A 25,656-nucleotide genomic window follows, 5' to 3' on the forward strand; every position below is an offset into this window, starting at 1 on the left:
GGTGTCGATCGTCCGCGTCAGAGGCGGACGACGACCACGACCGTGTCGTCGGTGGCGGCGCTCAGCGTGGTCAGCTCCTCCGCCAGGTCCTCGGCGTCGTCCTTGTGGTGCCGGGCGAGGTGGTCGGCGAGGCGCTGGAGGCCCCGGTCGATGTCCTCTTGCCGGCGCTCGATCAGCCCGTCGCTGTAGAGGACGAGCGCGGCGCCGTCGGCGTAGGTGGTCGTGGCCTGCGGGCGGGGGGTGTGTACGGGGCTGGTCCCCAGGGGCGGATCCGTCGCCCGGTCCAGGAACTGCACCGTGCCGTCCGGGTGGGCGAGGGCCGGAGGCGGGTGGCCGGCGCTGCTGTAGGTGATCCGGTGGTCGACCTCGTCGATGACGGTCTGCACGGCGGTGCTGGCCAGCGCGCCGTCGACGGAACGCGCGTACATGTCGAGCCCGTCGAGTGCGGACGCGGGCCCGTCGACGACGCGTATGGCCGCGCTCAGGGCACTCCGTAGCTGGCCCATGATTCCTGCCGCCGCCAGGCCGTGCCCCACGACGTCACCCACCGCGACGGCGGCGGCCCCGTAGGCGAGCTGGGTCACCTCGTACCAGTCGCCGCAGACATTGAGGCTGTCCTCGGCGGGTCGATAGCGCACCGCCGCCTGGTGACGGTCGAGTCGCTCGGGTGCGGGCAGCATCGCGTCCTGGAGCGCGAGGGCGACCTGTCGCTCGCGAGCGTTGGCCTGCCGCAGGCGATCGTTGACCTGCTGCAACTCGCGGGATCGCGCGTAGAGCTCGTACTGCGTCTGCAGGCGCCGCTCGTCGGATTCGGGACCGCATGCGCGCACGACATCGGTGATCTCTTCCAGACGGTGCACGACCAGCACGATGTTTCCCTCGGAGTCCAGGACGGGGGCGTTGATCGGGCTCCAGTAGCGCTCTTCGAACACCCCGGGTCGATGACGCTCCTCCACGTCGTGGCGCATCGGCCCCGCGACGTCCTGGGCGCGGGTCTCCAGCACCCGTCGCAGTGACGCCTTGAGATCGTCCGGGCCCTCCGGGTCCCTCGGGAAGGCGTCGTACACGTACCGGCCGACGAGTTGGTGTCGTGCGCGGCCGAGCAGGTTCTGGTAGGACGCGTTCGCATCCACGATGACAAGATCGGGCGTGAGCACCAGCATCGCGCTGGGTGACGCGTCGAAGATGCCCTGGTAATCGATCTCCGGATCCTTCACTGGCGCATCCCACACACAGGGGCGAGGCATCGGTTTTCAGTCCCTTTGTCTCATGCTAGGCGTTTGGCTCTCGGAACGACGAACGACCAGGAACGACCACACGACCACTCGCACAGGGCTTTCGCGGTGATCACTCGCGTGTGACCGCTCACGGGACACACCCTGGTCATTCCTGTCGGTCGACCCGTGTGCCGGAAGCTCGTGTCGGCGGGACGGGAAAGGGATGATCCTCCGTTTCGGGCGGCGCGCCCGGTACCCGTGTCCGGGACGCCACGGAGGCCAGGTCTTCCTCGGCCCAGACGACCTTGCCGCCCGCCACCGAGCGGGAACCCCATCTGCGGGACAGCTGGGCGACCAGGAGGAGGCCGCGGCCGCTCTCGTCGGCGGAGCCCGCGCGGAGCAGACGCGGGGAGCAGACGCTCGCGTCGGTCACTTCGCAGGTCAGGACCTGGTGCTGGATCAGTCGCAGACCGACCGGACCGGTGGCGTGGCGAACGGCGTTGGTGACCAGTTCGCTGACGATCAGCTTGGTGGGGTCCTCGAGACGTTCCAGGCCCCATGCGGTCAGCTGACGGGCTGCCAGGTGCCGGGCACTGCGGACGGAACTCTGGTCGCTCGGCAGCGTCCAGGAGGCGACCCGGGCCGGGCTGAGCGAGCGGGTCCTGACGAGGAGCAGGGTGACGTCGTCCGACGGCGCCTCCCCCGGCAGGGTCTCCGTCGCGCGGGCGCACAGGTCCTCCAGGGAGCGACCCGGCTGTGAAAGGGCGGTGCCCAGGCGCCGCATCCCCACGTCGATGTCCTGGTCGCGGGTCTCGACCAGGCCGTCCGTGTACAGCGCGAGGAGACTCCCCTCGGGCAGTTCCAGCTCCACGGACTCGAAGGGGACGCCCAGCCCCATGCCGAGGGGGGTCCCGGTGGGAAGGTCGGGGAAGGTGACCGTGCCCTGCGGGTCGATGATCACCGGCGGGGGGTGCCCGGCCCCGGCCATGGCGCACCGGCGGGTCACCGGGTCGTACACGGCGTACAGGCAGGTGGCACCCACCACCGCGGGTGGCTGGTCCGAGGAGTCGGCGTCCTCCTCGGCCAGTCGCTGGACCGTGTCGTCGAGGTGGGCCAGCAGTTCGCCGGGCGGCAACTCCATGTCGGCGAGCGTGTGCACGGCGGTGCGCAGACGGCCCATGTTCGCGGCGGCGTTGATGCCGTGTCCGACGACGTCGCCGACGACGAGGGCCACCCGGGCTCCGGACAGGGGGATCACGTCGAACCAGTCGCCCCCGACGCCGTTCTCCATGTCGGCGGGCAGGTAGCGCGAGGCCGTCTCGACCGCCGTGCCGCCGCTCAACCGGTGGGGAAGCAGAGTGCGTTGGAGCGCGAGGGCCGCGGTGTGCTCGCGAGCGTACTGGCGCGCGTTGTCCAGTGACAGCGCGGCGCGACTGACGAGTTCCTCGGCGAGGAGCAGATCGACCTCCTGGAACGGCCCGGGGTCCTCGGTGCGTATGAACACCACCACGCCCAGCAGGGCACGTCGTGCGCGGATGGGCACCACCATCAAGGAGTGCATACCGTTCTCGTGGATCTTCCTCGCCCGTGCCGGGTCCTCGTCGATCCAAGTGCCCGGAGCGCCGCCCAGGAACGGTTCGAGGTGGGACCTCCCGGTGCGCAGGACGTCCATGAAGGGTGAGGCGGGCCGCACGAGGACCGGTTCACCGCGCGCCCAGGGGGATTCCGGGACGCCTTGGTGGATCGAGGCCAGCCCGGCACGTCGGAAGACGAGGCGCTCGCCCGTCGAGCCGACGTGGACCGGCGGCCCTTCACCGAAGGGGACCGACTGCTCCAGGTCGACGGCGACATAGTCGGCGAGCAGGGGCACGGCGAGTTCGGCCAGTTCCTGGCTGGTCCGCATCACGTCCAGGCTGCGGCCGAGGCGCGTACTGGCCTCGCTGAGGATGGTGAGGCGCTCGCGCGCCCGGCGGCTCTCGGTGACGTCGATGCTGATGACGCACACTCCCAGCACTCGGCCGTCGGCATCCTGGAGGCAGAAGATCGAAACGGCGAACGAGTGCTCCCTGTGCGGGGCCCTCGGCAGGCCCAGCCGGTACTCCTGGACCCGGGTGGTGCCGGTCTTCAGTACCTGGCGCATCATCGCCTCGAGTTCTTCGGACTTGGCCCCGGGCAGCACCTCGGTGAATCGACGGCCGAGCCGTCGTTCGCGGGGGACGCCGTCGTGGTGCTCCATCGTGTCGTCCACCCAGGTGCACCGCAGTTGCGGGTCGCGCACGACGACACCGATCGGGGTACGGGCGAGAAGCGACTCCCGCACGGACTCGCTCATCGCGCCCCAGGACAGCTTGCCGATGTCGGTCAGGGACACGAGCCACCGGACCGCGCCGTGCCGCCCCCGCAACATCGAGATCCGCAGGCTGACGTTGAGCACCCGACCGTCCTGGTGACACACCGCCGTGGTGCCCGACCAGCCGTTCTGGGCACGGCACCGCTCGACGAACGCCGATACCGTCGGCGCCGTCCCGGCGGACGGCAGGACGATTGCCGCGGACCGGCCCACCACGTCAGCGGCGGAGTATCCGACAAGCCGCTCGGCGGCCCGCGTCCATCCCACCACCGTCCCCTGGTCGTCAAGCATCGCGATCGCCGAGTCCGACCTCTCGATCGCGCTTGCTCGATCACCTTGCGTCACCACGTCAGTGCTGGTCATCGCCGTAGTCCTCAGGTAGCCGGTGAGGGCGGGTATGGAGGGAGGCCGCCGCGCCGCCGCCGCAGCGGCCGTGGCCACGGGAAGTGGCCGGCGGAACGACCCGCGCTCCATCTCCACGCTCGGATTCAGATGCGGCCGGAGCCGTCGAAACGACCTGATCCGCACCTTTCAGGCAATTGACCAGAAGACGCTTTCATCTGTGACAAGTGATACGCGGTGACCGCCTACCCGTCATCACGCGGTGACCGCCTACCCGTCGAAGGGACGCGGCGGAACCGATCGGTTGTTCAGGTCCACGGAGAGGAAGATGTCCTTGGCGACCGGATCGCGCAGTTCCTCGGCGAGCTGGCCGATGAGTCCGGCGGTGCGGGCGAGCAGGGCGAAGGCGCGCAGGAGCTCCAGGGGCAGGCCCAGATCCGCGAGCGCGGCCCCGCACACCCCGGCGCCGTTGAGCGGCAACGTCCTGCCCAGTACCTGGGGGTGCACACGTCCGATGGCGGCGAACAGGGCGAGATGGGGGCCGGACATCCCCTCCTCGTGGGCGATCCGGAACAGCCGCGCCGTGCGGGGGTCGCCCTGCTTGTGCACGTGATGGCCCAGCCCCGGCACCAGCCGGCCCGCCTCCCGCGCCGAGCGCACCGCTGTCAGCGCGAGCGCGTCCCACTCCCCCTCGTCGGCCGGAAAACCGCCCTCCACACCGGCCAGGACGTCATGCAGGAACCTGCCGCAGTCCTCGGTGACGCCCAGGAAGCGCGAACCGCCCCCCAGCAGACCGGCCGCGAGCGCTCCCTGGACGGAGTCCGGAGCGGAGAGGAAGGTCAGCCGCGCCGTGATGGCGGTCGGCGTGAACCCGTGATCGGCGAGTGCGGCCAGCACCGCCTCGAAGACCCGGATCTCGCCCTTGGCCGGCCGGCGCTGCGTCGCGAGCCAGAACGCCAGCTCGCCGAAACCGACCTCACCCATGACCTCCTCGGCGAGGTCCCGGCCGAGGAGGGTGATCCGGTCCAGGGACGAGGCGCCGAGCGCTGTCGGGTACTCAGGCATCGCCGCCCTCCAGCCACTTGCGCACGTCCTCGCCGTGCTCGTCGAGGGCGGGCGGCGGCAGCCGGTAGGCGGCCGGTGTCTCGGAGAAGCGGATCGGGTGCCGGGTCGTGGGCACGGCCCGCTCGCCCTCACCGACTTCGACCACCGGGTCGAGCCCGAAGCGCTCGGCCATGGCGAACCCGCCATCGATCGTGTTGATCGGCCCGCACGGCACTCCCGCGGCCACCAGCAGGTCGAACCACTCCAGGGCGCCGCGCGTCCTCAGCCGCTCCACCAGGATCGGTCGCAGCTCGGCACGCCGCTCGGTGCGGTCGGCGTTGTGGCGGAAGCGGAGGTCGTCGGCGGTCTCGGGGATGCCGAGCACCTCGCACAGCCTGCGGAACTGTCCGTCGTTGGCGGCGGTGACGATCAGGTCCCGGTCGGCGGTCGGCAACGGCTCGTAGGGGAACACGCTGGGGTGGGCGTTGCCCATCCGGTACGGCACGGTCCCGCCGGCGACGTACGCGGAGCTGTGGTTGACCAGCCCGGTCAGCGCCGACGACAGCAGGTTCACCTCCACCAGCTGGCCGCGTCCGGTGGTGTCGCGGTGACGCAGAGCGGCGAGGATCCCGATGGCCGCGTGATTTCCGGCCATCACGTCGAACACCGAGATACCGGCCCGGTACGCGGGCCCCTCGGGGTCGCCGGTGAGGCTCATCAGTCCGGATATCGCCTGCACCATCAGGTCGTACCCGGGAACGTCCCGCCCCGGGCCCGTACCGAATCCGCTGATCGAGGCGTACACCACGCCAGGGTTCACGGCGCTGACCGAGGCGTGGTCCAGACCGTAGCGGGCCAGGCCGCCCGGCCTGAAGTTCTCGATCACCACGTCCGCCCGCCGGGCCAGTTCCCTGGCCAGCCGGGCGTCCGCCGGGTCACGGAAGTCCAGGACGACCGACCGCTTCCCCCGGTTGACGCCCAGGTAGTACGTCGACACCCCGTCCCTCACGGGTGGCGTCCAGGTACGGGTGTCGTCGCCCGCCGGGCCCTCGACCTTGACCACGTCGGCCCCGAGGTCCGCCAGCAGCATCGTCGCGTACGGACCCGCCAGGATCCGCGAGAAATCCGCCACCAGCAGCCCGTCGAGCGGCCCGCGCACACCGTCGGCCATGACTTACGACTCCTCCTGCCGCACCGCGACACCCTCGCCGCGATACGTGCTGTAGGTGTACGGGTTCGAGACCGGCTCGGTACGCGGGATCTCCGGCTCCAGCGCCTCCCGCCAGGCATCCTCGCCGAGCGTCCTGCGGGCGTACTCGACCGTGGCGCCCACGGCCTCGCGCGCCTTGGGCAGGTCGACACCGACCAGTTCGTGCCGGTACTTCACCACCCTGCCGTCGACGACGACCGTGTCCACGTCGGCCCGCTGGGCCTGGTACACCACATGCCCGTAGGGGTGCAGGAGGGGGAACATGGCCGGGTCGCGGTCGTTCCTGATCAGTACGAGGTCCGCCTTCTTTCCCGGTGTCAGCGAGCCGATCCGGTCGTCGAGGCCGAGGACCCGCGCGCCGCCGAGGGTGGCCCACTCGACGACGTCCTGCGCCCGCAGCGTGTGGTGGACCACCGTCTCGCCGGCCGCGTGGGCCTCCAGGTGCTCGCGAGCGCGGTCGGCGGAGAGCGTGGCGCGCATCGCGGAGAAGAGGTCGGCGCTGAACCACACGCTGGTGTCCATCGAAAGCGACACCGGGATGCCGTGCCGCCGCAGTCTCCAGGTGGGCGGGTAGCCCTGTCCGGCGTTCTGCTCGCTCTCCGCCGACACGGACACCCTTCCGCCGGAAGCGGCCATCCGCTGGTAGGAGTCCTCGCTGAGCGTGGCCGAGTGCACGTAGGTGACGTCGGGGGTCATGAACCCGTGGTCCCACATCAGCCGGATGCCGTCGTCGCCCGTCGCGCCCCAGACGCCGGCGTGCGTGGTGACCGGCACGCCGAGCTCACGGGCCGCCTCGAACGCCGCCTTCTCCGGGAACGCCGCGTCGCCCGTGACGTCGAACGCCAGCTGGAGTCCCAGCATGTCGTCCGGCGCGGCGAAGTGCCGGTCCACGAACCTCCGCATCTCCGGGGCCGTCGCCCACTCCCACGGCGCGCCCAGGAGGTTGCCGTAGGCCAGGACGAAGCGGCCCGGTACGGCCCGCAGCGCCTCGACGGCCGCGTCCCCGTGCTCGGGAGTCCGCAGGCCGTGCGACCAGTCCACCGTGGTGGTCACTCCCCCGTCGAGCGCCTCGACGGCCGACAGCAGGTTGCCCGCGTGGATGTCCTCAGGGCGGAAGATCTTGCCCCAGTTGAGGTAGTAGAAGACGAAGTACTGCGACAGCGTCCAGTCCGCGCCGAAGCCGCGCAGGGCCGTCTGCCACATGTGCCGGTGCGTGTCGACCATGCCCGGCATCAGGATGCCGCCGGTGGCGTCCACCACGACAGCGTCCTCGGGTGCCGTCAGCGCGTGCCCGACCCGCTCGATGAGCCCCGCGCGCACCAGGACGTCCCCGCCCTCCAACAGGCCGATCGCGGGATCCATGGACAGCACGGTGGCGTTGCGGAAAAGAAGGGGGCGTCCGGCGTTGAGGTCGTCGGGGTGCGGGATGTCGATCGTCATGAAGTCACCTCGTTGTGCTGCTGTGCCCGGGTGCGCAGCACCCGCGCCCGGAGGACGAGAGGTACGGCCGCGGTGGCCGTGCCGACCACGAGCGCGGCGGTTCCCCACCCGTAGCCGTGGAGTGCGTCGAGGCCGACGGCGTGGTCGAGAGACCATGCGCCCGGGCCGGTGAAGCCGAGGGCGGCGGCCGCCGCGCCGTACCAGAACGGGACCTCGCAGCCGCCCTGTTGGGCCCAGAACCCGTTCGGGGCGGTCGCCGCGGCGGCGACGGTCATCGTGCCGACGACGACGGCGCAGCCGCCGGGAGTGAGCAGGCCGGTCGCGAGCGACGCCGCTCCGGTCAGCTCGGCCAGCCCCGCGAGCAGGACCATGGGCCGGCCGGGTTCGAAGCCCCATCGTTCGAAGACGGCGGCCGTTGCGTCGGGGCCGGCCCCGCCGAACCGGCCGAACAGTTTCTGGGCGCCATGGCCGCACAGGAGTGCGGCGAGAAGCAGCCGCAGCAGGAGAAGGCCGAGGTTCACGGCTGTGTTCCGTCCGAGGCCGAGGGCTGCAGCACGAAGTCGAACTCGGCCTGGAGATAAGGCGCGTCGACGGTGCTCCCGTCCGGGGCCGGGCCGGCCGGGTGCTCGCTGAAGTCCACGACCAGTTCGTCCTTGGTCCCGAAGACGACGTCGCTGTCCAGGTAGGGGGAGCCGCTCCGGAACAGGTGGGTGATCAGCCGGTCGTGGCCGGGATGGTCGATGAGGAAGTGGACGTGCGCGGGCCGGAAGTGGCTGATGGCCGTCCTTCCGATGAGCGCGCCGACCGGTCCGTCCATCGGGATGGCGTAGCCGAGCGGCGCGATGGTGCGCACGCAGTACGTCCCGTCGGGCCGCGTCCGGTACTTCGCGCGCAACCGTGCCTCGTCGATGTCCGCGAGCTGTGCCTCGTAGGTGCCGTCCGCGTCGGCCTGCCACACGTCGAGGACGACGTCCGGCAGCGGTGTGCCGTCGAGTCCGAGCACCCGGCCGGTGACGAACAAGGGGGTGCCCTCGACACCGTCGGACATGTCGAAGCCGTACGGGGCCGGCGGAGAGCCGTCGATGTGGAACGGGCCGAGGACCGTGGCGGGTGTCGCGGCCGGCGCGAACCGGTGGTTGAGCTGCACGACGAGGGTGCTCAGGCCGAGCACGTCGGAGGCGAGGATGAACTCCTGACGTTTGTCGTCGCTGATGCGCCCGGTCGCCGTGAGCCACTCCACGGCCGCCATCCACTCGTCCTCGGTGAGCCGGACCTCGCGGGCGAACGCGTGCAGGTGCCGCACCAACGCCGTCGTCAGCTCGGCGAGTCGGGGCGAGTGAGCGGTGGCCCAGCGTTTCTCCGCGAGGTCGGTGAGATTCTCCTCCGTCACGAAGGCCATGGAATCCTCCTCGGTCCGGCCTGCCCGGCACCTTGCCGACATCGTGCGGACGGTCGTCCGCACAGCGGTCAATGTGCCGCATGGTTGAGAACGAAACAAGACCTCTGCACCGACCGGAAAGCAGTGGATCTTCCGGACCACCGTCCGCTCAGCTAGCCTGGCCCCATGCGCCGAGACGGAAATCCCGAGTTCATCGAGGCACTCGCCCGCGGGCTGGACGTGTTGCGCTGCTTCCGGCCGGGCAGCGGCTCGATGACCCTCAGCGAGATCGCCGGCGCCACGGGCCTCGCCCGCCCCACGGCCCGGCGCATCCTCATCACGCTGGAACAGCTCGGCTACGTCCGCTCGCAGGAGCGCGGCTTCTCCCTCACTCCCCGGGTGCTCGACCTCGGCGCCGCGTACGTCGGTTCGATGAACCTCTGGGAACTCGCCCGGCCGCACCTCCGCGACCTGGTCGAACAGACCCACGAGTCCTGCTCGATCGCCCAGCTCGACGGGTCCGACATCGTCTACGTGGCCAGGGTCGCCGTACCGAAACTGGTCACCCTCGGCGTCACCATCGGTACGCGGTTCCCCGCTCTGCAGACCTCGCTCGGCAAGGTCCTGCTGGCCACGCTGACCCACGACGAACTCGACAAGTCCCTGGCCGAACCGAGCCGTTCCGGCGTCACCCCGCGCTGGACCCCGGACCGGGACGAGATCCACGCCGTCCTGCGCGATGTGCGGGCCAAGGGATGGGCGGTCACCGACCAGGACCTCGCACCGGGCATCCGCTCGGTCGCCGTGCCCGTACGCGACGGGAACGGCACAACCGTCGCGGCCGTGAACGTCAACGCCCACGCCGCCGAGACCTCGGTGGAAACCCTGGTCGATCACCACCTGCCCCTGCTGCTGCGCGCGGCGAGCGCCATCAGCGGCGACTGGGCGACCTGGCAGGCGCGCCCCCTGGAGATCCTCGACACCAAGCCCTGAGCCCTGACAGCGTGCTCGGGCGTTCTGCGTTACCCGCCGTCCTGTCCGGAAGCGGACGAAACAGACCCCGTCGCGCCTGTCCGACGACCGAGGCACCGCCCCTTACGATCACCGACCGTCGCCCGATCGGTTCGGGGAGTGGTGGATGGCAGGGATTTCCCGCCGGGCGGTGACGGCCGTACTGGCGGCCTTCGCCCTCGTGATCGGCATGTCGGCGGCGGCCCAGGGCATCGTCAACGGCAGTCGGGTGACATCACCGGCCAACTACCCCTGGATGGCCCGGATCCAGATCCTGAGGGAAGGGCGGCACCAGGGCTCCTGCACCGCACGGGCACCCTGGTGAGCGGGAGCTGGGTCCTCACCGCCGGCCACTGCGTCGACAGCCAGGGGATCACGGTGGTCCTGGGCACCACCGCGATCCGGACACAGACCGACGGCTCGCTCCGGGTGGTCCGCGTCGTCAGGCACCCGTGGTACGCGCCGGGCCACCATCTCCGCTACGACGCGGCGCTCCTGCGACTGGACACGCCCGTGAGGGCCGGTCGCACCGTCGCGCCCCCGACGCTGCCGCCCTCCTCCCGCCTCACGTCGTATCCGGGACCGCTCGTGATCGCCGGCTGGGGCCACACCCGTGAGGACGGTCCCGCCTCGGACACGCTGCTGGAGACGCACCAGACCGAGAGCGGCAGATGCTTCCGGCAGGGGCTCCAGCGAAGGCTCCACGTGTGCACGCTCATCCGGAACCACCGGGCGACCTGCTACGGAGACAGCGGAGCACCCCTGATGCACCGGAACCCGGGGCGGGTTCACCCTCGTCGGCATCGTCGGCGATCATCCGTGCGGAGCGAAGGGCCAGGAGAACTACTTCGCCCGGGTCACTGCGCTCGTCGACTGGATCCGTCACCGGATCCATCACCACACCGAGCCGCTCGAGCAACAGGGCCGGCAGCACTGACAAGCACTGCCGGCACTGCCAGCACTGCCAGCACTGCCAGCGCTCACAGCCTCCCGGTCAGCGGTGGTCCGGCACCCCTGGAAGGTCGCGTCGGGTCATGCCGCCGAGGGGCGGCGGAGGAACAACACCGTCGGGACGGTCATCACGAGGAGCACGATTCCGGCGACGAGCCAACCCAGATGAAGGGCTTCGCTGAAGGCCTGGGGGACGGCGACGGAGATCGCGTGCGCCTGTGCGGCCGGTGCGCCGCTCGTGCCGCCGTGGGCGATTCCGGCGACCACGCCGTCGACACGGCCGGCCGGGATGCCAGACGCGGCCAGACGGTCGTGCAGGTACTCCGGGAACCGGGTGGTGACCAGGGTGCCCAGAACACTGGGACCGAGCACGCTGCCGAGCTGACGGAACATGTTGACCGAAGCAGCCGCCATGCCGGCCTGGAGCGGTGGCACGCTGTTGACGGCCGCCGCGGTCGACGGCGCCACCAGGACGGCCGAACCCGCGCCGGCGACGAACAGGCCCGGCCACATGGCGCCGTACCCGCTGAACGGTCCGGCCGCCAGGAGCGCGAAGGCTCCCGCCCCCATGAGGACGAGGCCGGTGGTCAGCGTGGCGGCGACGCCGATCCTGTGCACCAGGCGGCCGGCGAACGCGCTGACGACGATGTAGGTGGCGAACATCGGAAGCAGCTTCACGCCCGTCATCAGGGCGCTCTCGTGGGCCACCCGCTCCAGATGGAGAACGGTGAGAAGTGAGATGCCGACGAAGCCGAACATGGTGACGGCGCTGATGCTCATCACCATCGTGAACGAGGCGTTCTTGAACAGCCGCAGCTGCAACATGGGGTCGTCGTGGCGGAGTTCGACCCGCACGAAGGCCGCCAAGGAGACGACGAAGACGGCGTACGCGGCGATGATCACGGGCCTGCCGTAGCCGGTGGAGCCACCCTCGATGATCGCGTACGTGGCCGACGCGACGGCGAGGGTGCCGAGGACGACGCCCGCCGCGTCGAACCGGCGTGTGGGGTGCTTGCTCTCGGTCACCAACAACGGGGTGAGGATCAGGGCGAGCACGCCGATGACCACGTTGGTGAGGAAGACGGCGTGCCACGACACCCGGTCGAGCAGTACGCCCGCCACCAGGGGTCCGACCGCCAGCCCGAGGCCCGCGCAGCTCGCCCAGGCACTGATGGCGCCGGTGCGCTCGTGAGGGTCGGTGAAGGTGTGGTCCACGATCGCCAGGCTGGCCGGCAGGACGGCCGCCGCACCGACGCCCATCAGCGCCTGGGCGGCGATGAGCAGGCCCGCGTCGCCCGCCAGGAAGGCGATGACGCTGCCGACCGTGAAGAGCGTGACGCCCGTCAGAAGTATCCGCCGCCGCCCGACGATGTCGCTCAGCGTGCCGGCCGACAGCACCAGGCTCACCAGGGCGAGGCTGAAGGCACTGCTCACCCAGACCGTGGTGCTCGCGGACAGGTGCAGGGCGTCCTGGAGGGGCGAGAGCGCCGAGATCGTCGAGGAGACGTTGACGAAGACCATCATCACGCCCAGGCAGAGGACCAGGAGAGCCCACCACTTCCGCCCGTTCGACGTGGAGGAGGGCGCAGGGGTCGGAACCGCACGGGTGTTAGGCTGACTAGTGGAGACCATAGCCAGAAGATAACAGGCTGGCTATGCACATTCATAGCCAGGGAGAGTGTGACCCCATGACGGAGTCCAGCGGGGCGCCGGAAGCCGGTGTCGAGCCGGTGATCACCAAGACCGGCCGGTTCTCCGATCACGACGAGAGCGTGGCGGGCTGGTGCCACATGGAGCACGCCCTGGAACTGGTCGGCACGCGGTCAGCGATGATCCTCCTGCGCGAGATCTACTACGGCGCCCGGCGCTTCGACGTGCTCGCACGGCACACCGGTCTGACCGAAGCCGTCACCGCCCAGCGACTCAAACGCCTCGTCGACGCGGGCCTGCTCCAACGGCATCCGTACCGGGAGGCGGGCCAGCGGACCAGGTACGAATACGTCCTCACCGATCTGGGCAGGTCGCTGTTCCCCGTGTTCGTCGCCCTGATGGAGTGGGGAGCGCGCCTCGGCAACGAAGGCGGCGTCGAACTCGTCCACGCCGGCTGCGGAAGTCCGGTCGGCGCCGTGGTGCGGTGCGCGCAGGGCCACGACGTCGGACTGCCCGACACGGTCGCGCGGTTCGCGTCGGACGCGGGACGCGAGGATCTCTGACTCCGCGTGCCGCATGGTCAGCCCGAAGGATCGGCGTCGGCCCGGTACGACCCGCGTGCCCTGATCCGGCCACGGGCGGCCTGTCGCGGCCGGCGAGGCACAAGGGCGAAGCCGACGGCTGACGCATCTCCTCGGACGCGGTCGACCGCCCGCGCGCGTCGTGCGAGCCGTGCCTGCCGTGCCTGCCTTACGGCGTCGCCTTCTCGCGACTCGGAGCGATCCAACGCGGTCCAGAGGGGTCCCGGCTCAAGGCGGTGTCCGCTCATGTTTCGCTCCAGGACGCCCGCAGGCCCGTATCGGCCGTGGCAGGCGCACGCCCGCGGTCACCCGCTGGACCGGTACAAGATGCGTGTCCGCCGTGCCACGGTCAGGGTGGGCAGTGCGTGATCGGGTCCGTCTCCCCAGACGGAGCCCTCTGCCCGGGACCGGCCCCGCCGCGCGAGGGGTCGGCGCCCGCGGAGGCGTGGCGCGCGCTCAGCCTTTCCGCCTGCCGTGCCCGCGATCGGAGCGGTGTGAGGTGAAGGAAGAGGCGTTCACGGCGTCCCTGTCGGGTCTCACCGGCAGGCCCCTGTCCGGCGAAATGCTGCACGACATATGGCTGAGCGCCCGGTCACGCGACGGCCTCAGGGTCCTGCCGGCGCTCCTGCGTTACATGGACGAACGGCGGGACCACACCGCCCGATGGACCGGGGCACTGCGCACCTAGGACGGCGGACAGCAGTTCCTCTGGGGCCCCGCGGACCCCATCAGTGGCGCTCATGTGATCCCGCGCATCCGCGAGACGGTCCCGCACGCCGAACTGACCGGTCTGAGCGGGCCTCCCGAAGTCGGCCACTTCCCTCAGGCCGAAACGCCCGAAGTCGTCGGCCCGCTTCTCACCGAATGGCTCGACGACACCTTGTGAGAGCGCCGTCCGCGGTCCTCTTCCACACGGCCGTCCTCCGGATGCGCGGCCCGGGCGGCCGACCTAGCGTCAACGCCATGGCAGAGCCGGATCCGCAGGGCAACCGCCCCCCTGAGGCCCACCAGCGACCTCCGAGCCGGGTGAAGCTGCGGTGGGAGGCCTTCGCGCGCACCCCCTACCTGCCGGCGACGGTGCTCGTGTTCCTCGTCTCGGCGGTGGCGGGCGTCTTCGCATGGTCGTACACCTACGCCTTCGCCAATCCGACCCCGCACCGGGTGCCCACCGCGGTGATCGGCCCGCCGGACGCGGCCCACGGCGCCTTTCTGACCGGCATGGAGACCGCACTGGGCGCCTCGTTGGTGGTTCACAGGTACCCCGGCTACGCACAGGCCAGGGAAGCCGCCGAGAAACAGACGGTCTTCGCGATCTTCGATGTGCGTCAGCGGCGCACGGTGACGGTGGACGTCTCGTCCGCGTCGGGCGCATCGGTGGCAGAGGTGCTCGAACAGGCGGCGCAGACTGCGGGAAGGGCCGTGGGCACGGACGTCGTGGTACGGGACATCAAACCGAACCAGCGAGGCGATCCTCGCGGTCTGGCGATCTTCTACATCTCGCTGGCGGCCGTGGTGGTCAGTTTCGTGGGCGCGATCCAACTCAGTGTGCACGCGAAGGAACTCGGCGCCGGTGTGCGCATCGCCTTCACCGTCGCCTACTCCCTGCTGGGGGCGTTCGCCATCGCAGCGGTCGTGGACTGGGGTCTCGGTGCGCTCGAACTGCCTTTCGTGGCAGTCTGGCTGACGCTGGCCCTCACGATGTACGCCGCCAGCACGGTGTTCCTGATGTTCATGGTCCTGATCGGACGGTGGGCCCTCATCCCGACCTGGTGCCTGACGGTGCTGATCGGGAACCCCTCCTCCGGCGGCGCGGTCTCCTGGCCCCTGCTCCCCACCTTCCTGGGCCTTGTCGGCCGTTGGCTGCCGACGGGCGCGGCGATCGGCGCCATCCACACCGAGGTCTACTTCCCCGGGTATCTGCATGCCTTCCCGTTCCTGGTCCTCACCGGATGGGCCCTCGTCTCGACGATGGTCTTCTGCCTTCTGAGGCACCGCCAACCCGGAGCGGAGCCGACCGTCGTCGCGCACCCGGAATGACGTACCGACCACCACGGAGCGCCCACTGACAGGACCGGGAAGTCAGGGCCGATGACGGGGAATCATCGCCCTTCGACCGGTTTGCCCCGGCGATCGGCCAGCCATATGGTCGCTTTGAGTGCGGGACGGACCGCGACGGACGGGAAGTCCGCCGCTCTCCGTAGCCTCTGCCGATCGGTCCCGACGGGCTGCCGCAAAGAGCGCCTCTCCTCGGGATCGCGGCCGTCCGCGCCGATCACGGAAACAGGGAGCCTTCGCATGCCCAGCCAGAGCCATACCGTACTGCGCGTGGAGATCCGGACCGGAATCCCGTACGACGAGTTCGTCACCGCGCTGGAGAAGGCCGCGCCGCCGGTCGACAGCTGGGCGTACGAGCTCATCGAGGAGACCGGGGGCACCTGGGACGACGTCCGTGCCGCGATGGCCGAGAACGCACCCCATCACCTGGTCCGCTACTTCCGGCTCAACGCCACCCAGTTGTTCAGGACGGCGGGGCACAGCGTCAGGTCGGTGGAATACCTGATCGGCGACCACGTCCTCGCGGAGAGCATGTTCCGTCATGATCCGAGGGCGATACTGTACGCACCCCTGCGGATGTTGGTCCACACCGACGACGACGGCAACGCGGTGTTCACGATGCACCGGCCGAGCGACGAGTTCGGCAGTCTCGGTGTTCCGGAGGTCACGAAAGTCGGCGAGGACCTGGACCGCCATGTGATCGAACTGTTGCGGGTCTGCGGAGTCGACGCCTCGAAGGACTTCGCCTGACCCACCCGCGCCCGAGCCGGTCCTGCTCAAGGCCTGCTCAAAGCCCCGGCGGCCGGCAGGAGCAGGGCGATCACTGCCCGCTCTCCCCCAGGAGGCGCCTCAGCTCCGTCTCGTCCTCAGGGCTGAGGTGCTCGACGAACCGGGCCAGCACCGTGCTTCGGTCACCGTCCTGGTCGAGTTCGCGGTGCATCCGGCGGGCGGTGAGCCCGTGCGAGTCCTCCACGGGGAAGTAGACGAAGCCCCGCGTGCCGGGACTGCGGACGACAGCCCCCTTCTCGTGGAGCCGGGCCAGCAGGGTCGCGACCGTCGTACGGGCCAGCGGCTGCGGCATCGCCGACCGTACCTGAGCCGCCGACTGCGGCCTGCCCGCCGCCCACAACGCCGCGAGCACGCTCGCCTCCAGCTCGCCGGCGGGTCGGCGCTCACCATCGGTGGCCGTCATGGCCCCTCCCTCTCCCCCACGCACTCCAGAGCGCAGCAGATCAGATTCCACCCCTGCGGCACAAACAAGGCGCCCACGGCATCCGGCGGGGCGGGCCGGCCGCCCGCCGCACCAGCCACCCACCAGCAAGCGGACAACCGCCCGCCGAGCCACCCGACGCACCGTCGCCGGCCCTCGCCCCAGGTGCACTTGGCCCAGCGAGACAATGCCCGATCCGGCCTCGAACCCTACGGTGGTGGAATGGCGGCGATCATCGGTCGGAGACGGCCAGGGGGCACCCTGGCAACCACGGGCGACGCAGTGGGCGCGACGGTCCTGTTCGTGCTGTCGGTCATAGCCAGTTCGATCGAACCGCACAAGCACGCGTTTATGGTGCGTTGGCCTGCCGTGGTGGTCGCGGCGGTCGGTTGTTCCGCTCTGGTGTGCCGGCGTCGCCACCCCTTCGGCGTACTGGCCCTCACGGTTTGCTGCGGAGTCGTCTTCCAGATGCTCGGATTCCGGGAAAGTCCCGTGGTGACGAGTCCGGTACTGGTGTCCGTCTACACCGTGGCCGTGGCGACCGACCGGCGGACCGCCTGCATCGCGGCCTCCACCTCCGCCGCCGTCCTGGTGGGGGCGGCCGTGGTCTGGGGGTCCAGGTCGTGGCTGGACCCGGACAAGGCGGCGACGCTGGCCTGGATGGCTCTGCCGGCCGCGGTCGGAGACGGGGTCCGCTCACGTCGCGCCTATGTGGCGGCGGTGGAGGAACGGGCGGAGCACGCCGAGCGCACCCGTGAGCAGGAGGCACAGCACCGGGTGGCGGCCGAACGCGTCAGGATCGCCCGTGAGCTGCACGACATCGTGGCGCACCACATCGCCCTGATCAACGCTCAGGCGGGCGTCGCCGCCCATCTGGTGGAGCGACGGCCGGAACGGATCCTCACGGCTCTGGAGGAGATCCGGGACGCCAGCCGTTCGGCGCTGGACGAACTACGCGTCACCGTGGGCCTGCTACGGCAGTCCGACGATCCGGTGGCGCCACGCGATCCCCTGCCGGGACTGGCGCAGGTACCGGCCCTCCTGTCGTCGTTCGAACGGGCCGGACTGGCGGTGAAGCACACGCGGCAGGGCGACGCCGAACCGCTGGAACCATCGGTCGACCTGGCCGCGTACCGCATCGTGCAGGAGTCCCTGACCAATGTGCACAAGCACTCCGGCGCGGATCACGCCCGGGTGTTCCTGCACTACGACCCCGTCTGCCTCACGATCACGGTCGAGGACGACGGCAGCGCCGGACCTCACGATCCCCAGCCGGGAGCCGGTCACGGGCTGATCGGTATGCGCGAGCGTGCCGCCACCGTCGGCGGCAGACTGCACGCGGGCGCGCGCCCCGAGGGCGGTTTCAGCGTGACCGCCGAACTGCCGCTGCGGCCCAGCCCGGCCGTGGACAACCCGTCGGAGGAATGGCGATGACGATCCGCGTACTGCTCGCCGACGACCAGGCGCTGCTCCGCGGCACCTTCCGGATGCTGTTCGACTCCACCGACGACATGGAGACGGTGGGTGAGGCCGCCAACGGCCGCGAGGCCGTGGAACTGGCGCGTGCGCAGCACCCCGACGTCGTTCTGATGGACATCCGTATGCCGGACATGGACGGCATCGACGCGACTCGGATCATCTGCGAGTCGGAGGACCTGGCAGGGGTCAAGGTGCTCATCCTGACCACCTTCGAGGACGACGAGCACGTGACCGACGCGCTGCGGGCGGGTGCGAGCGGCTTCCTGGGCAAGGGTGCCAGTCCGGAGGAACTCATCGAAGCCGTCCGCACGGTCGCGGACGGCGAGGCGCTGCTCTCCCCGTCCGCGACCCGGGCGTTGATCGGACGGTTCCTGGCCCAGCCGGACCCGTGCCCGACAGCCGTCCACGAGCGGCTCGAGGACCTGACGCCGCGGGAACGCGACGTCGTCGGGCTGGTCGCGCTCGGCCTGTCCAACGACGAGATCGCGGGTCGCCTGTTCGTCAGCCCGCTGACGGCCAAGACCCACGTCAACCGGGCCATGACCAAGCTGGCCGCTCGTGACCGGGCGCAGCTCGTGGTCATCGCCTACCAGTGCGGTCTCGTCGGTCCGGCGACGCAACCGGCCTCCTGACGGACGTCCGCGTGACGGCGCCGGTCCGACAGAACAACCGGTCTCCTGGCGCACGGCTCGCGTGACCGCCGGCCCAGCCACGCCGGCCGCCGGACGCACGTCCGCGTGACGGCCGCTCCGGGCGGCAGACCCGGCTTCGCGACGCAGACCGCCCGCTCGCCGCTCCTGCGCCGGAACCGGCCTCTCGACGGACCCACAGCTGATGGCCGGCCTGCTACGACGCGTTCTGCACCAGCCGTAGCTCGGCATCCCGGCTACCACGCCCGTGGTAGCCGGGATTCGCTGCGTGGGGACGATGTGCCGGGACCCGGTCGTAGGCGAGAGTGAAACCGTGAACCCCCAGGTGGCGAGCCTCTCGCACAGAGCGGCACACCACCCAGCACAGAAAGGACACCCGATCATGCTGACCTCTACCAAGGAATGCGGCACGATCCGTGACCTCCTCGCCGGACACGCGCTCCAGGCACTCGGACCGGACGACGCGAGCGCCGTCGCCGCCCACGTGACGACCTGCGGCGGGCCCTGCCGGGACGAGTACGACCGTCTCGCCGCCGTACCGGCCCACCTGTCCCTTCTGCGCGAAGCCCTGGTCTGCGAACGAGACGCGAACAAGCGGACGCGCGTCGCCGACCGTCGCGAGTGCGGGCACGTGCCGATCCGTCGACGCAACCCGGCCCGAGCGGCCGTGGTCAGGCGGCTCACGCTGGCCCAGTGGGTCAGCCGCACCGCTTGCGTCCGGTGACCATGGCCGGACCCGCCGGTGACCTCACCACCCACCGCCGGCCGGCAGCCGCACGGGCCCCCGCGCGCGCCGGAGTCACCGCGTGTCGCGCGGGCCGACCGGCAGGGCGCGGTGACTGCGGGCACGCTCGACCCGGCACGGTGACAGCGGACGTTCCCCCAGCCCGGCCATCCCCGCTCGAACTGCTGGGTCCTATGGTGAGACCCTCGTATGCTGGGCGCATGAGGCGGACTTCCTTTGCGAACTGGCCGTGCTCCATCGCGCGCACGATGGATCTGCTCGGCGACTGGTGGACGCCCTTGGTCCTGCGGGAGGCGTTCTACGGCATCAAGCGGTTCGACGATTTCCAGCAGGAGCTGGGTATCGCCCGCAACACCCTGACCGCCCGGCTCCGGCGGCTGGTGGACGAGGGCCTCATGGAGAAGAGGGCCTACCAGCAGGAGCCGGTGCGCTACGACTACGTCCTCACCGACATGGGCCGCGACTTCTTCGGTGTACTGGCGGCCATGAACAGCTGGGGCAATCGCTGGCTCAGCGGTGAGCAGGGCCCCCCGGTCGTCTTCCACCACGACTCCTGCGGGCACGAGAGCGCTGCCGAGGTGGTCTGCTCCGAATGCCGGGAACCCATGACGGCGGCGGACACCCACCCGCGTCTCGGCCCCGGATACCCCCGCCAGCTCGCCGAACGCCCCGCCATCCGGCAGCGCTTCACCGCCTGACCGTCGCGCCGGGCACCCACGCCCGAGCGCCGCCAGACCCCTGCCTTCCACCCCGCAAGCCGGGGTCACTCTTCCTTGACAGGTGAGTCTATCTACGCAACTCTCAAGCTCAGAGCCCCTTCAGGGGCGGATTTCGGCGGAAATCGAGAGGAAGGCCGAGCGAGCCATGGAGTGGACGGGCGCGCGCTACGCGGACAAACCGACGGTCGAGGCACGGGCCCGGATCGACGCTCCACCCAAGCGGGTGTGGAAGTTGGTCTCCGACATCCACCTCATGCCGACACTCAGTGCCGAACTGCAGTCGGTCCACTGGCTCGACAAGGTCACGGCTCCCGCGGTCGGCGCCCGGTTCGTCGGCCGGAGCAGGCACGAGTCGCTCGGCGAGTGGGAAACGACCTCGTACGTCGTGGAGTGCGAGGAGGACCACGTGTTCGCCTGGGCGGTCGCGGATCCACAACGTCCCAGCGCCGTCTGGCGGTTCACCCTTGAGGCCGCGGGCGACGGTACCGAACTGACCCAGTGGATGCAGATGGGCCCCGGCCGTTCGGGGCTTTCCTTCGCGATCGACCAGATGCCGGAGAAGGAGCAGAAGATCGTGTTCGTACGGCTGCGGGAATTCGAGCGGAGCATGGTCGGCACGGTCGATGCCATCAGGAAGATGGCCGAGGACGCGGAAGGGGCCGGCGCGTGATGCGTACAGCTACGACGATCGAGGCATCCACCGGCCGCTGGCGCGAGACCGTCGACTTCGTGGTGGAGGCCGAGAAGCTAGGGATGGACATCTGCTGGGTGGCGGAGGCCTGGGGTTCCGAAGCCCCCTCCCCCCTTGGTTACTTGGCCGCACGGACCGAACGGATGCTGCTCGGCTCCGGGATCATCCAGCTCGCGACCCGCACCCCGACCGCCATCGCCCGCGCCGCCATCACTCTCTCCGACATCTCCGAAGGACGCTTCCTCCTCGGCCTCGGCTCCTCCGGTCCCCAGGTGATCGAGGGCCTGCACGGCGTACCTTTCGCGCGCCCCCTGTCGCGGATGCGGGAGACCGTGGACATCGTCCGGCAGGCGGTCGCGGGCGAGAAGATCGCTTACGAGGGACGGGAGTTCACCATTCCGCTGCCGGGCGGCCAGGCGCGGCCCATGCGGATGTCGATGCGCGCCGAGTACGACCTGCCCGTCTACCTGGCCACCCTGTCGCCGAAGATGCTGAGACTCACCGGGGAAGTGGCGGACGGCTGGCTGGGCACGAGTTTCGTGCCGGAGGGCGCCAAGGAGGCGTACTTCGACCACCTGGATGCGGGGCTCGCCGCCGGCGGCCGTACGCGCTCGAGCCTCGACGTCTGCCAGGGCGCCGAAGTGGCCTTCGCCGAGGACGAGGACGCGCTGCGCGCGATGGTGGCCGGCCGGAAGAAGGAGCTCGCCTTCAGTCTGGGCGGAATGGGCTCCGCGACCACGAACTTCTACAACGACGCCTACAGCAGGCAGGGTTGGGCGGAGGTCGCCGCCGAGGTCCACGAGCGCTGGCAAGCCGGGGACCGGGACGGGGCGGCTGGTCTCGTCACGGACGAGATGGTGCTCGGCACGACACTGATCGGCACGGAGGACATGGTGCGTGAGCGGCTCCGCGTCTGGCGCGCCGCCGGTGTCGACACCGTCCGCTTCTACCCCGCGGGGGAGACGCTCGACGCCCGGCTCACCACCCTGGGAAGGGCGATCGACCTCGTACGCCAGGTGGAGGCCGGCCGCGGGGACGGGTGACGGACGGCCATGGCATCCCCGCGGTCCGCGCGGTCGACCGGATCCCGACAGCGCCTGCGCACCGCCCGTCCCGTGAACCACCCCCAGACCAGAGCGCGTCGCCTGGAGCAATGAGGCTCGGCGGCCGGTCCGCGACCGCGCGTCGGCGGGCCGGCCGGGCGCGGGTCAGCCTGGCGACCGGACTCGGAAACCCGACTCTCCGGATAGTTCACTTTAAGTTATCCAGTCGCTACATTCAGTCACGATCGGCCGTGATGATCACGGCCCTAGGCACGGAGCTGCCTTCATGCGACGCATCACTTCCAGGATCTGCACCCTCGCGGCCACCACGCTGCTCGCCCTGACCGTCGGCCAGGCCGGACCTGCCGGTGCCGCCACCGACGCCGCGTACTTCAACCTGCGGGACGTCACCGGCCACAACTTCGTCATCGAGATCACCAGGCCGGCCCTGATCCAGGAAGCCCGTGACATCCTCAAGCACGGGGACCGCAAGATCGTCATCGGCAGGATCATCAAGACCCAGGCCCGCTACAACCCCCAGTGGGACTTCCACTTCAACCCCGACACCGTCACCTTCGGGGACGCGGCCATCGAAGTCTGCGACGCCACGATCCCCTATGTCGAGGACCACTTGGACGAGGCCGGCGGCCCCTTCCTCCCCGGCCTCTACTGGTGCCCCTGGACCGGACGTCTCACCGGCGAGGTCTCGCCGTCCTAGCGCGCCCCACCCCGTGCGACGGGGCCGGCCGTCCCACTGCGGGGCGGCCGGCCCCGTCGTGCTCGAAGGCGGCACCGAGGCACCAGAGGACACGGGGCCTCGGCGCGGGTGCAAAACGCCGGCGGGCGATGTCGACGGGGCGGGATCCCGGACGCCGTGGCGGTCAACACGTTGTGCCGAACGGCCAGTTCGGTTCGTCACTCCGAGACGGGTGACACCGCGGCCGTGCGACTACTTGAGTTCGGCCTCGGTGTAGTAGCCGGTCGCGACCAGGGCGACCTCGTAGTTGGACTTGTCGACGCTCTTCGGCTGCAGCAGATAGGCCGGCACGGCCTTGGCGCCGTTGTCGTACGTCCGGGTGTCGTTGACCCTCACCTGCTGGTCGGTGAGCACGGCGTCGACCATGGTCGCCGTGACGTCCGCCAGCTCGCGGGTGTCCTTGTAGACGGTCTGCGACTGCCCGCCCGAGATGATCGACTTCACCGACGCGAGTTCGGCGTCCTGACCGGTGATGACCGGCAGCGGCTTGGCGGTGGAACCGTAGCCGTCCGCCTTCAGCGCGGTCAGGACCCCCATGGAGATGCCGTCGTACGGCGACAGGACCGCGTCGACCGTCTTGGTCCCGTACGACTTGGCGAGGACGTCGTCCATGCGCTTCTTCGCGGTGGGACCGTCCCAGCGCAGAGTGGTCACCTCGTTGAGCGCGGTCTGACCGGACTGGACGACCAGCTGCTTGCTGTCGAGGTAGGGCTTCAGGAGGTGCATCGCGCCGTTGAAGAAATACTTGGTGTTGTTGTCGTCGGCGGAGCCGGCGAAGAGCTCGATGTTGAACGGTCCCTTGCCCTCCTCCAGGCCGAGCTTGTCGACTATGTAGCGGGCCTGGAGGCGGCCGACCTGCTCGTTGTCGAAGGAGGCGTAGTAGTCGACGTTCTTGGTACCGAGGATGAGCCGGTCGTAGGAGATCACCGGGATCTTGGCGGCGGCCGCCTGCTGGAGCACGTTGTTCAGCGACCTGTTGTCGATGGCCGCGACGATCAGTGCGCTGACGCCCTGCGTGATCAGGTCCTGGATCTGCGAGACCTGGGTCTTCGGGTCGTCCTCGCCGTAGACCAGCTTCGTCTTGTAGCCCTTGGCCTGCAGGTCCTTGACGACGTTCTTGCCGTCGGCGATCCAGCGCTCGGAAGCCTGCGTCGGCATCGCGATGCCGATGGTGCCGCCCTCGGGGCTGCCCTTGCTGTCCTTGCCGCAGGCGGACAGGGTGAGAGCGACGGAAACAGCTCCGGCGAGGGCAGCGAGGGCGGCTCTTCGGTTGCGCATGATGATCGATCCTTGTTCTTCTCGTCGTTGAGGAGATGACGGCGTATCGGATGACTGCGGGAAAGCGCTGAGGGCGGTCGGAGCCGGCTGACGCACCGTGCCCCGGTCCAGGCCTCACACATGGGTGCCAGGGGGGAAGATCCGCGGCTGCGTGGACGACCTGATCTCCAGGTGGAGCGGCACGTTGCGGCGGATCGGCTCGGCGACCTCGTGGGTCGGCCCGTTGCCATCGAGGTCGTCGGAGACCCTGAGGCACACCACCACGGGAGCGAACTGCCAACGTCTCTCGATGAGATGACCGATGGCCAGGTCGCTCGGCACATTACCGGGATTGGTGTTCAGGAGCCTCCGTGTGTCGCAGATTGCCGCTCGGCGCGTCGGCGTGGCCCGGCAGCTCCGGGGCCCTGCCGACCGCGGCGATCCCTGTGCCGGTGTACACCACGACGCCTGTCGGACCGCGCCATGGCGTACCAGCCAGGCGTGAGCCAACTCCGTTGATGCACAGGGAAGTTGCCTTTCATCGTTCGAAATTTCGCCACGCATTCGGAACGTTGGCGTGACCCTAGGTAGCGGGGATGCGGAGTGTCAACGGGGCAAACAGGTAACGGGCCCGGAAAGGCCGTGGAGGTCGCCTTTGACCTCCTGCGGAACCGTTACGGCAACACCCGGAAGGCACCCTCCCGGCAGGCGTAGCGGAACTCAGCGCGCGTCCGCGTGGTCCAAGTCGGCCAGCAGCCTCTCCACGTCCGTCATGAGCGAGCCGTAGACGTGCCAGGCGCCCGGCTTGGTGAGGGTGCCCCTGCCGATCAGGTCGGTCATGGTGTCGTGCCAGTCCAGGACCCCGTCGATCGCTCCGCGCAGCCGGTCCCGGGTCGCGCTCGCCGAACCGGCCGCCGTGCCGGGCTCGAGGAACTCCTTGACCGCCGCCCCTGCCAGCCCCAGGGTCTCGGCGTACCGGTCGAGGAATTGCTGTCCCAGGTGATGATCCGCGTGGTGGTCATGGGCGTTGTCGGCCAACGTCCGGGCGATACCGCGCACTTGGAGAGTCGCCCCGCGCAGTGTTCTGAACGCCTCGCCGTAGGTCACGTCCTTGCGCCTCGCGTGCGCGACACACCGTGTGTTCCACCGCAGACTCTCGTCGGCCCGACGCAGTTGTTCCTCGGCGTGTGTCAGGCGCCTCTCCAGGGTGCGCGCGCGGTGCAACCACGTGTGCGCCTTCGCGGTGAGGTTCCGCTCGGCCAGACCGTCACCCATGTCGCGCAGCAGCGTGCCGATGTCGTGGGCGACATCGCGCACCGCCGTCTCGGACTCGTCCACGTACAGCGGAGGCAGGACGAGCGCGTTCACGACGATGCCCGCCACCGCGCCGGTCAGCGTCTGGAGGACGGGGGCCACGAGGCTTCCCATCGGAGCCGTCGCCGTGGCGGCCAGGGCTATGACCGCGGTCGACGCGATCTGGAGCCGGTCGTCGGTGGTGCGGCGGGGCCCTCCGAGCACCGCGACGATCGCGATGACCGCGACGCTGCCGGCGGTCGCCCCGAAAAGCCAGGCGGTCGCGAGCGCGAGGACCAGACCGGCCAGCTTCGCCACCACGCTCTGCGCCGCCTTGGTCACGGACTGGTACACCGTCGACGCGTTGACCATGAGCAGTGCCGTGGCGACCGCCAGGTACGGACTGTGCCCGGGCGACCAGGGAGCCGCGACACCCCAGGCGAACAGCGCCGCGATCAGGGCCTTCGCGCCATGCACCACATGGCCGGGCCGTCCACCACGGATCCGGTGGACCAGGTGACGCATCGCCCCGACCGCCGTCGCCGTGACACGCTCGGGCAAAATGGTTGAATGTTGCACATCA

General features: G+C 70.1%; 26 protein-coding genes and 1 pseudogene. 15 read left to right on the forward strand and 12 right to left on the reverse strand.

Going from position 1 to position 25,656, the window contains the following annotated elements; translation table 11 throughout:
• Window positions 1–17 precede the first annotated feature (17 nt).
• From OHB41_RS43660 to OHB41_RS43690, 7 genes are all read right to left on the reverse strand, one after another.
• Window positions 18–1,217 (reverse strand): PP2C family protein-serine/threonine phosphatase, encoded by a 1,200-nt coding sequence (locus tag OHB41_RS43660; RefSeq protein WP_266706887.1) that lies wholly within the window; start codon window positions 1,215–1,217, stop codon window positions 18–20.
• Between the two features lie 166 nt (window positions 1,218–1,383).
• Complete coding sequence (locus tag OHB41_RS43665; RefSeq protein ID WP_266706889.1) at window positions 1,384–3,930, reverse strand: SpoIIE family protein phosphatase; 2,547 nt, start codon at window positions 3,928–3,930, stop codon at window positions 1,384–1,386.
• Window positions 3,931–4,179: 249 nt separating this feature from the next.
• Window positions 4,180–4,974, reverse strand: a complete 795-nt coding sequence (locus OHB41_RS43670; protein WP_266706891.1) for a citryl-CoA lyase — start codon at window positions 4,972–4,974, stop codon at window positions 4,180–4,182.
• Complete coding sequence (locus tag OHB41_RS43675; RefSeq protein ID WP_266706893.1) at window positions 4,967–6,124, reverse strand: CaiB/BaiF CoA transferase family protein; 1,158 nt, start codon at window positions 6,122–6,124, stop codon at window positions 4,967–4,969. Before OHB41_RS43675 ends, OHB41_RS43670 begins: the two co-directional genes overlap by 8 nt.
• A 3-nt stretch (window positions 6,125–6,127) precedes the next feature.
• On the reverse strand, window positions 6,128–7,603 hold the full coding sequence (locus tag OHB41_RS43680; RefSeq protein ID WP_266706895.1) for an amidohydrolase family protein: 1,476 nt from the start codon (window positions 7,601–7,603) through the stop codon (window positions 6,128–6,130).
• Window positions 7,600–8,124 (reverse strand): DoxX family protein, encoded by a 525-nt coding sequence (locus tag OHB41_RS43685; protein WP_266706897.1) that lies wholly within the window; start codon window positions 8,122–8,124, stop codon window positions 7,600–7,602. The genes OHB41_RS43680 and OHB41_RS43685 overlap by 4 nt, the downstream gene beginning before the upstream one ends.
• On the reverse strand, window positions 8,121–9,002 hold the full coding sequence (locus OHB41_RS43690; protein WP_266706899.1) for a dioxygenase family protein: 882 nt from the start codon (window positions 9,000–9,002) through the stop codon (window positions 8,121–8,123). The genes OHB41_RS43685 and OHB41_RS43690 overlap by 4 nt, the downstream gene beginning before the upstream one ends.
• Window positions 9,003–9,167: 165 nt before the next feature.
• On the opposite strand from OHB41_RS43690, the gene OHB41_RS43695 reads away from it, so the two are divergent.
• The 3 genes and pseudogenes from OHB41_RS43695 to OHB41_RS52450 form a co-directional block, all read left to right on the forward strand.
• The gene (locus OHB41_RS43695) at window positions 9,168–9,974 is read left to right on the forward strand and encodes an IclR family transcriptional regulator domain-containing protein (protein ID WP_266706901.1); all 807 of its coding nucleotides are present in this window, start codon (window positions 9,168–9,170) and stop codon (window positions 9,972–9,974) included.
• Between the two features lie 145 nt (window positions 9,975–10,119).
• On the forward strand, window positions 10,120–10,317 hold the full coding sequence (locus tag OHB41_RS43700) for a hypothetical protein (protein WP_266706903.1): 198 nt from the start codon (window positions 10,120–10,122) through the stop codon (window positions 10,315–10,317).
• A pseudogene (locus OHB41_RS52450) lies at window positions 10,314–10,718 on the forward strand (trypsin-like serine protease); the annotation flags it as partial. The gene OHB41_RS43700 and the pseudogene OHB41_RS52450, both read left to right, overlap by 4 nt.
• Before the next feature lie 306 nt (window positions 10,719–11,024).
• On the opposite strand, the gene OHB41_RS43705 reads toward OHB41_RS52450, so the two are convergent.
• Window positions 11,025–12,575 carry an MFS transporter gene (locus OHB41_RS43705; protein WP_266706905.1) on the reverse strand — a complete coding sequence of 517 codons (1,551 nt, stop codon included), beginning with the start codon at window positions 12,573–12,575 and terminating at the stop codon, window positions 11,025–11,027.
• Window positions 12,576–12,631: 56 nt separating this feature from the next.
• Here OHB41_RS43705 and OHB41_RS43710 point away from each other — a divergent pair, with 56 nt between their 5' ends.
• The 5 genes from OHB41_RS43710 (at window position 12,632) to OHB41_RS43730 (ending at window position 15,979) form a co-directional block, all read left to right on the forward strand.
• On the forward strand, window positions 12,632–13,156 hold the full coding sequence (locus tag OHB41_RS43710) for a winged helix-turn-helix transcriptional regulator (RefSeq protein WP_266706907.1): 525 nt from the start codon (window positions 12,632–12,634) through the stop codon (window positions 13,154–13,156).
• Between the two features lie 517 nt (window positions 13,157–13,673).
• Window positions 13,674–13,862 carry a hypothetical protein gene (locus OHB41_RS43715; protein ID WP_266706909.1) on the forward strand — a complete coding sequence of 63 codons (189 nt, stop codon included), beginning with the start codon at window positions 13,674–13,676 and terminating at the stop codon, window positions 13,860–13,862.
• A 54-nt stretch (window positions 13,863–13,916) separates the two neighbouring features.
• Window positions 13,917–14,060: an alpha/beta fold hydrolase gene (locus OHB41_RS43720; protein WP_266706911.1), complete on the forward strand. Its 144-nt coding sequence runs from the start codon at window positions 13,917–13,919 to the stop codon at window positions 14,058–14,060.
• 77 nt (window positions 14,061–14,137) lie between these two features.
• On the forward strand, window positions 14,138–15,211 hold the full coding sequence (locus tag OHB41_RS43725; RefSeq protein ID WP_266706913.1) for a YhgE/Pip domain-containing protein: 1,074 nt from the start codon (window positions 14,138–14,140) through the stop codon (window positions 15,209–15,211).
• Window positions 15,212–15,469: 258 nt separating this feature from the next.
• Entirely contained in the window at window positions 15,470–15,979 is a 510-nt protein-coding gene (locus tag OHB41_RS43730; RefSeq protein WP_266706915.1) for a DUF302 domain-containing protein, read from the forward strand.
• Window positions 15,980–16,049: 70 nt separating this feature from the next.
• Here the strand turns inward: OHB41_RS43730 and OHB41_RS43735 are convergent, their stop codons facing one another.
• On the reverse strand, window positions 16,050–16,421 hold the full coding sequence (locus OHB41_RS43735) for a BlaI/MecI/CopY family transcriptional regulator (protein WP_266706917.1): 372 nt from the start codon (window positions 16,419–16,421) through the stop codon (window positions 16,050–16,052).
• Window positions 16,422–16,661: 240 nt separating this feature from the next.
• On the opposite strand from OHB41_RS43735, the gene OHB41_RS43740 reads away from it, so the two are divergent.
• The 7 genes from OHB41_RS43740 (at window position 16,662) to OHB41_RS43770 (ending at window position 22,484) form a co-directional block, all read left to right on the forward strand.
• Complete coding sequence (locus OHB41_RS43740) at window positions 16,662–17,873, forward strand: sensor histidine kinase (protein ID WP_266706919.1); 1,212 nt, start codon at window positions 16,662–16,664, stop codon at window positions 17,871–17,873.
• Window positions 17,870–18,550: a response regulator transcription factor gene (locus tag OHB41_RS43745; protein WP_266706921.1), complete on the forward strand. Its 681-nt coding sequence runs from the start codon at window positions 17,870–17,872 to the stop codon at window positions 18,548–18,550. The genes OHB41_RS43740 and OHB41_RS43745 overlap by 4 nt, the downstream gene beginning before the upstream one ends.
• Before the next feature lie 400 nt (window positions 18,551–18,950).
• Window positions 18,951–19,292, forward strand: coding sequence for a zf-HC2 domain-containing protein (locus OHB41_RS43750; RefSeq protein WP_266706923.1), 342 nt, complete (start codon window positions 18,951–18,953; stop codon window positions 19,290–19,292).
• A gap of 221 nt (window positions 19,293–19,513) precedes the next feature.
• On the forward strand, window positions 19,514–20,011 hold the full coding sequence (locus tag OHB41_RS43755) for a winged helix-turn-helix transcriptional regulator (RefSeq protein WP_266706925.1): 498 nt from the start codon (window positions 19,514–19,516) through the stop codon (window positions 20,009–20,011).
• Between the two features lie 166 nt (window positions 20,012–20,177).
• The gene (locus OHB41_RS43760) at window positions 20,178–20,702 is read left to right on the forward strand and encodes an SRPBCC family protein (protein WP_266706927.1); all 525 of its coding nucleotides are present in this window, start codon (window positions 20,178–20,180) and stop codon (window positions 20,700–20,702) included.
• Window positions 20,702–21,766 (forward strand): LLM class flavin-dependent oxidoreductase, encoded by a 1,065-nt coding sequence (locus OHB41_RS43765; protein WP_266708325.1) that lies wholly within the window; start codon window positions 20,702–20,704, stop codon window positions 21,764–21,766. The genes OHB41_RS43760 and OHB41_RS43765 overlap by 1 nt, the downstream gene beginning before the upstream one ends.
• A 286-nt stretch (window positions 21,767–22,052) precedes the next feature.
• The gene (locus OHB41_RS43770) at window positions 22,053–22,484 is read left to right on the forward strand and encodes a BP74-related protein (protein WP_266706929.1); all 432 of its coding nucleotides are present in this window, start codon (window positions 22,053–22,055) and stop codon (window positions 22,482–22,484) included.
• Window positions 22,485–22,715: 231 nt separating this feature from the next.
• Here the strand turns inward: OHB41_RS43770 and chvE are convergent, their stop codons facing one another.
• The 3 genes from chvE to OHB41_RS43785 form a co-directional block, all read right to left on the reverse strand.
• Entirely contained in the window at window positions 22,716–23,801 is a 1,086-nt protein-coding gene (chvE, locus tag OHB41_RS43775) for a multiple monosaccharide ABC transporter substrate-binding protein (RefSeq protein WP_266706931.1), read from the reverse strand.
• A gap of 114 nt (window positions 23,802–23,915) precedes the next feature.
• Window positions 23,916–24,122 (reverse strand): hypothetical protein, encoded by a 207-nt coding sequence (locus OHB41_RS43780; protein ID WP_266706933.1) that lies wholly within the window; start codon window positions 24,120–24,122, stop codon window positions 23,916–23,918.
• A 378-nt stretch (window positions 24,123–24,500) separates the two neighbouring features.
• Window positions 24,501–25,652, reverse strand: coding sequence for an FUSC family protein (locus tag OHB41_RS43785; protein WP_266706935.1), 1,152 nt, complete (start codon window positions 25,650–25,652; stop codon window positions 24,501–24,503).
• Between the last annotated feature and the right edge of the window lie 4 nt (window positions 25,653–25,656).

This window comes from Streptomyces sp. NBC_01571, from assembly GCF_026339875.1.
Lineage (GTDB): Bacteria > Actinomycetota > Actinomycetes > Streptomycetales > Streptomycetaceae > Streptomyces.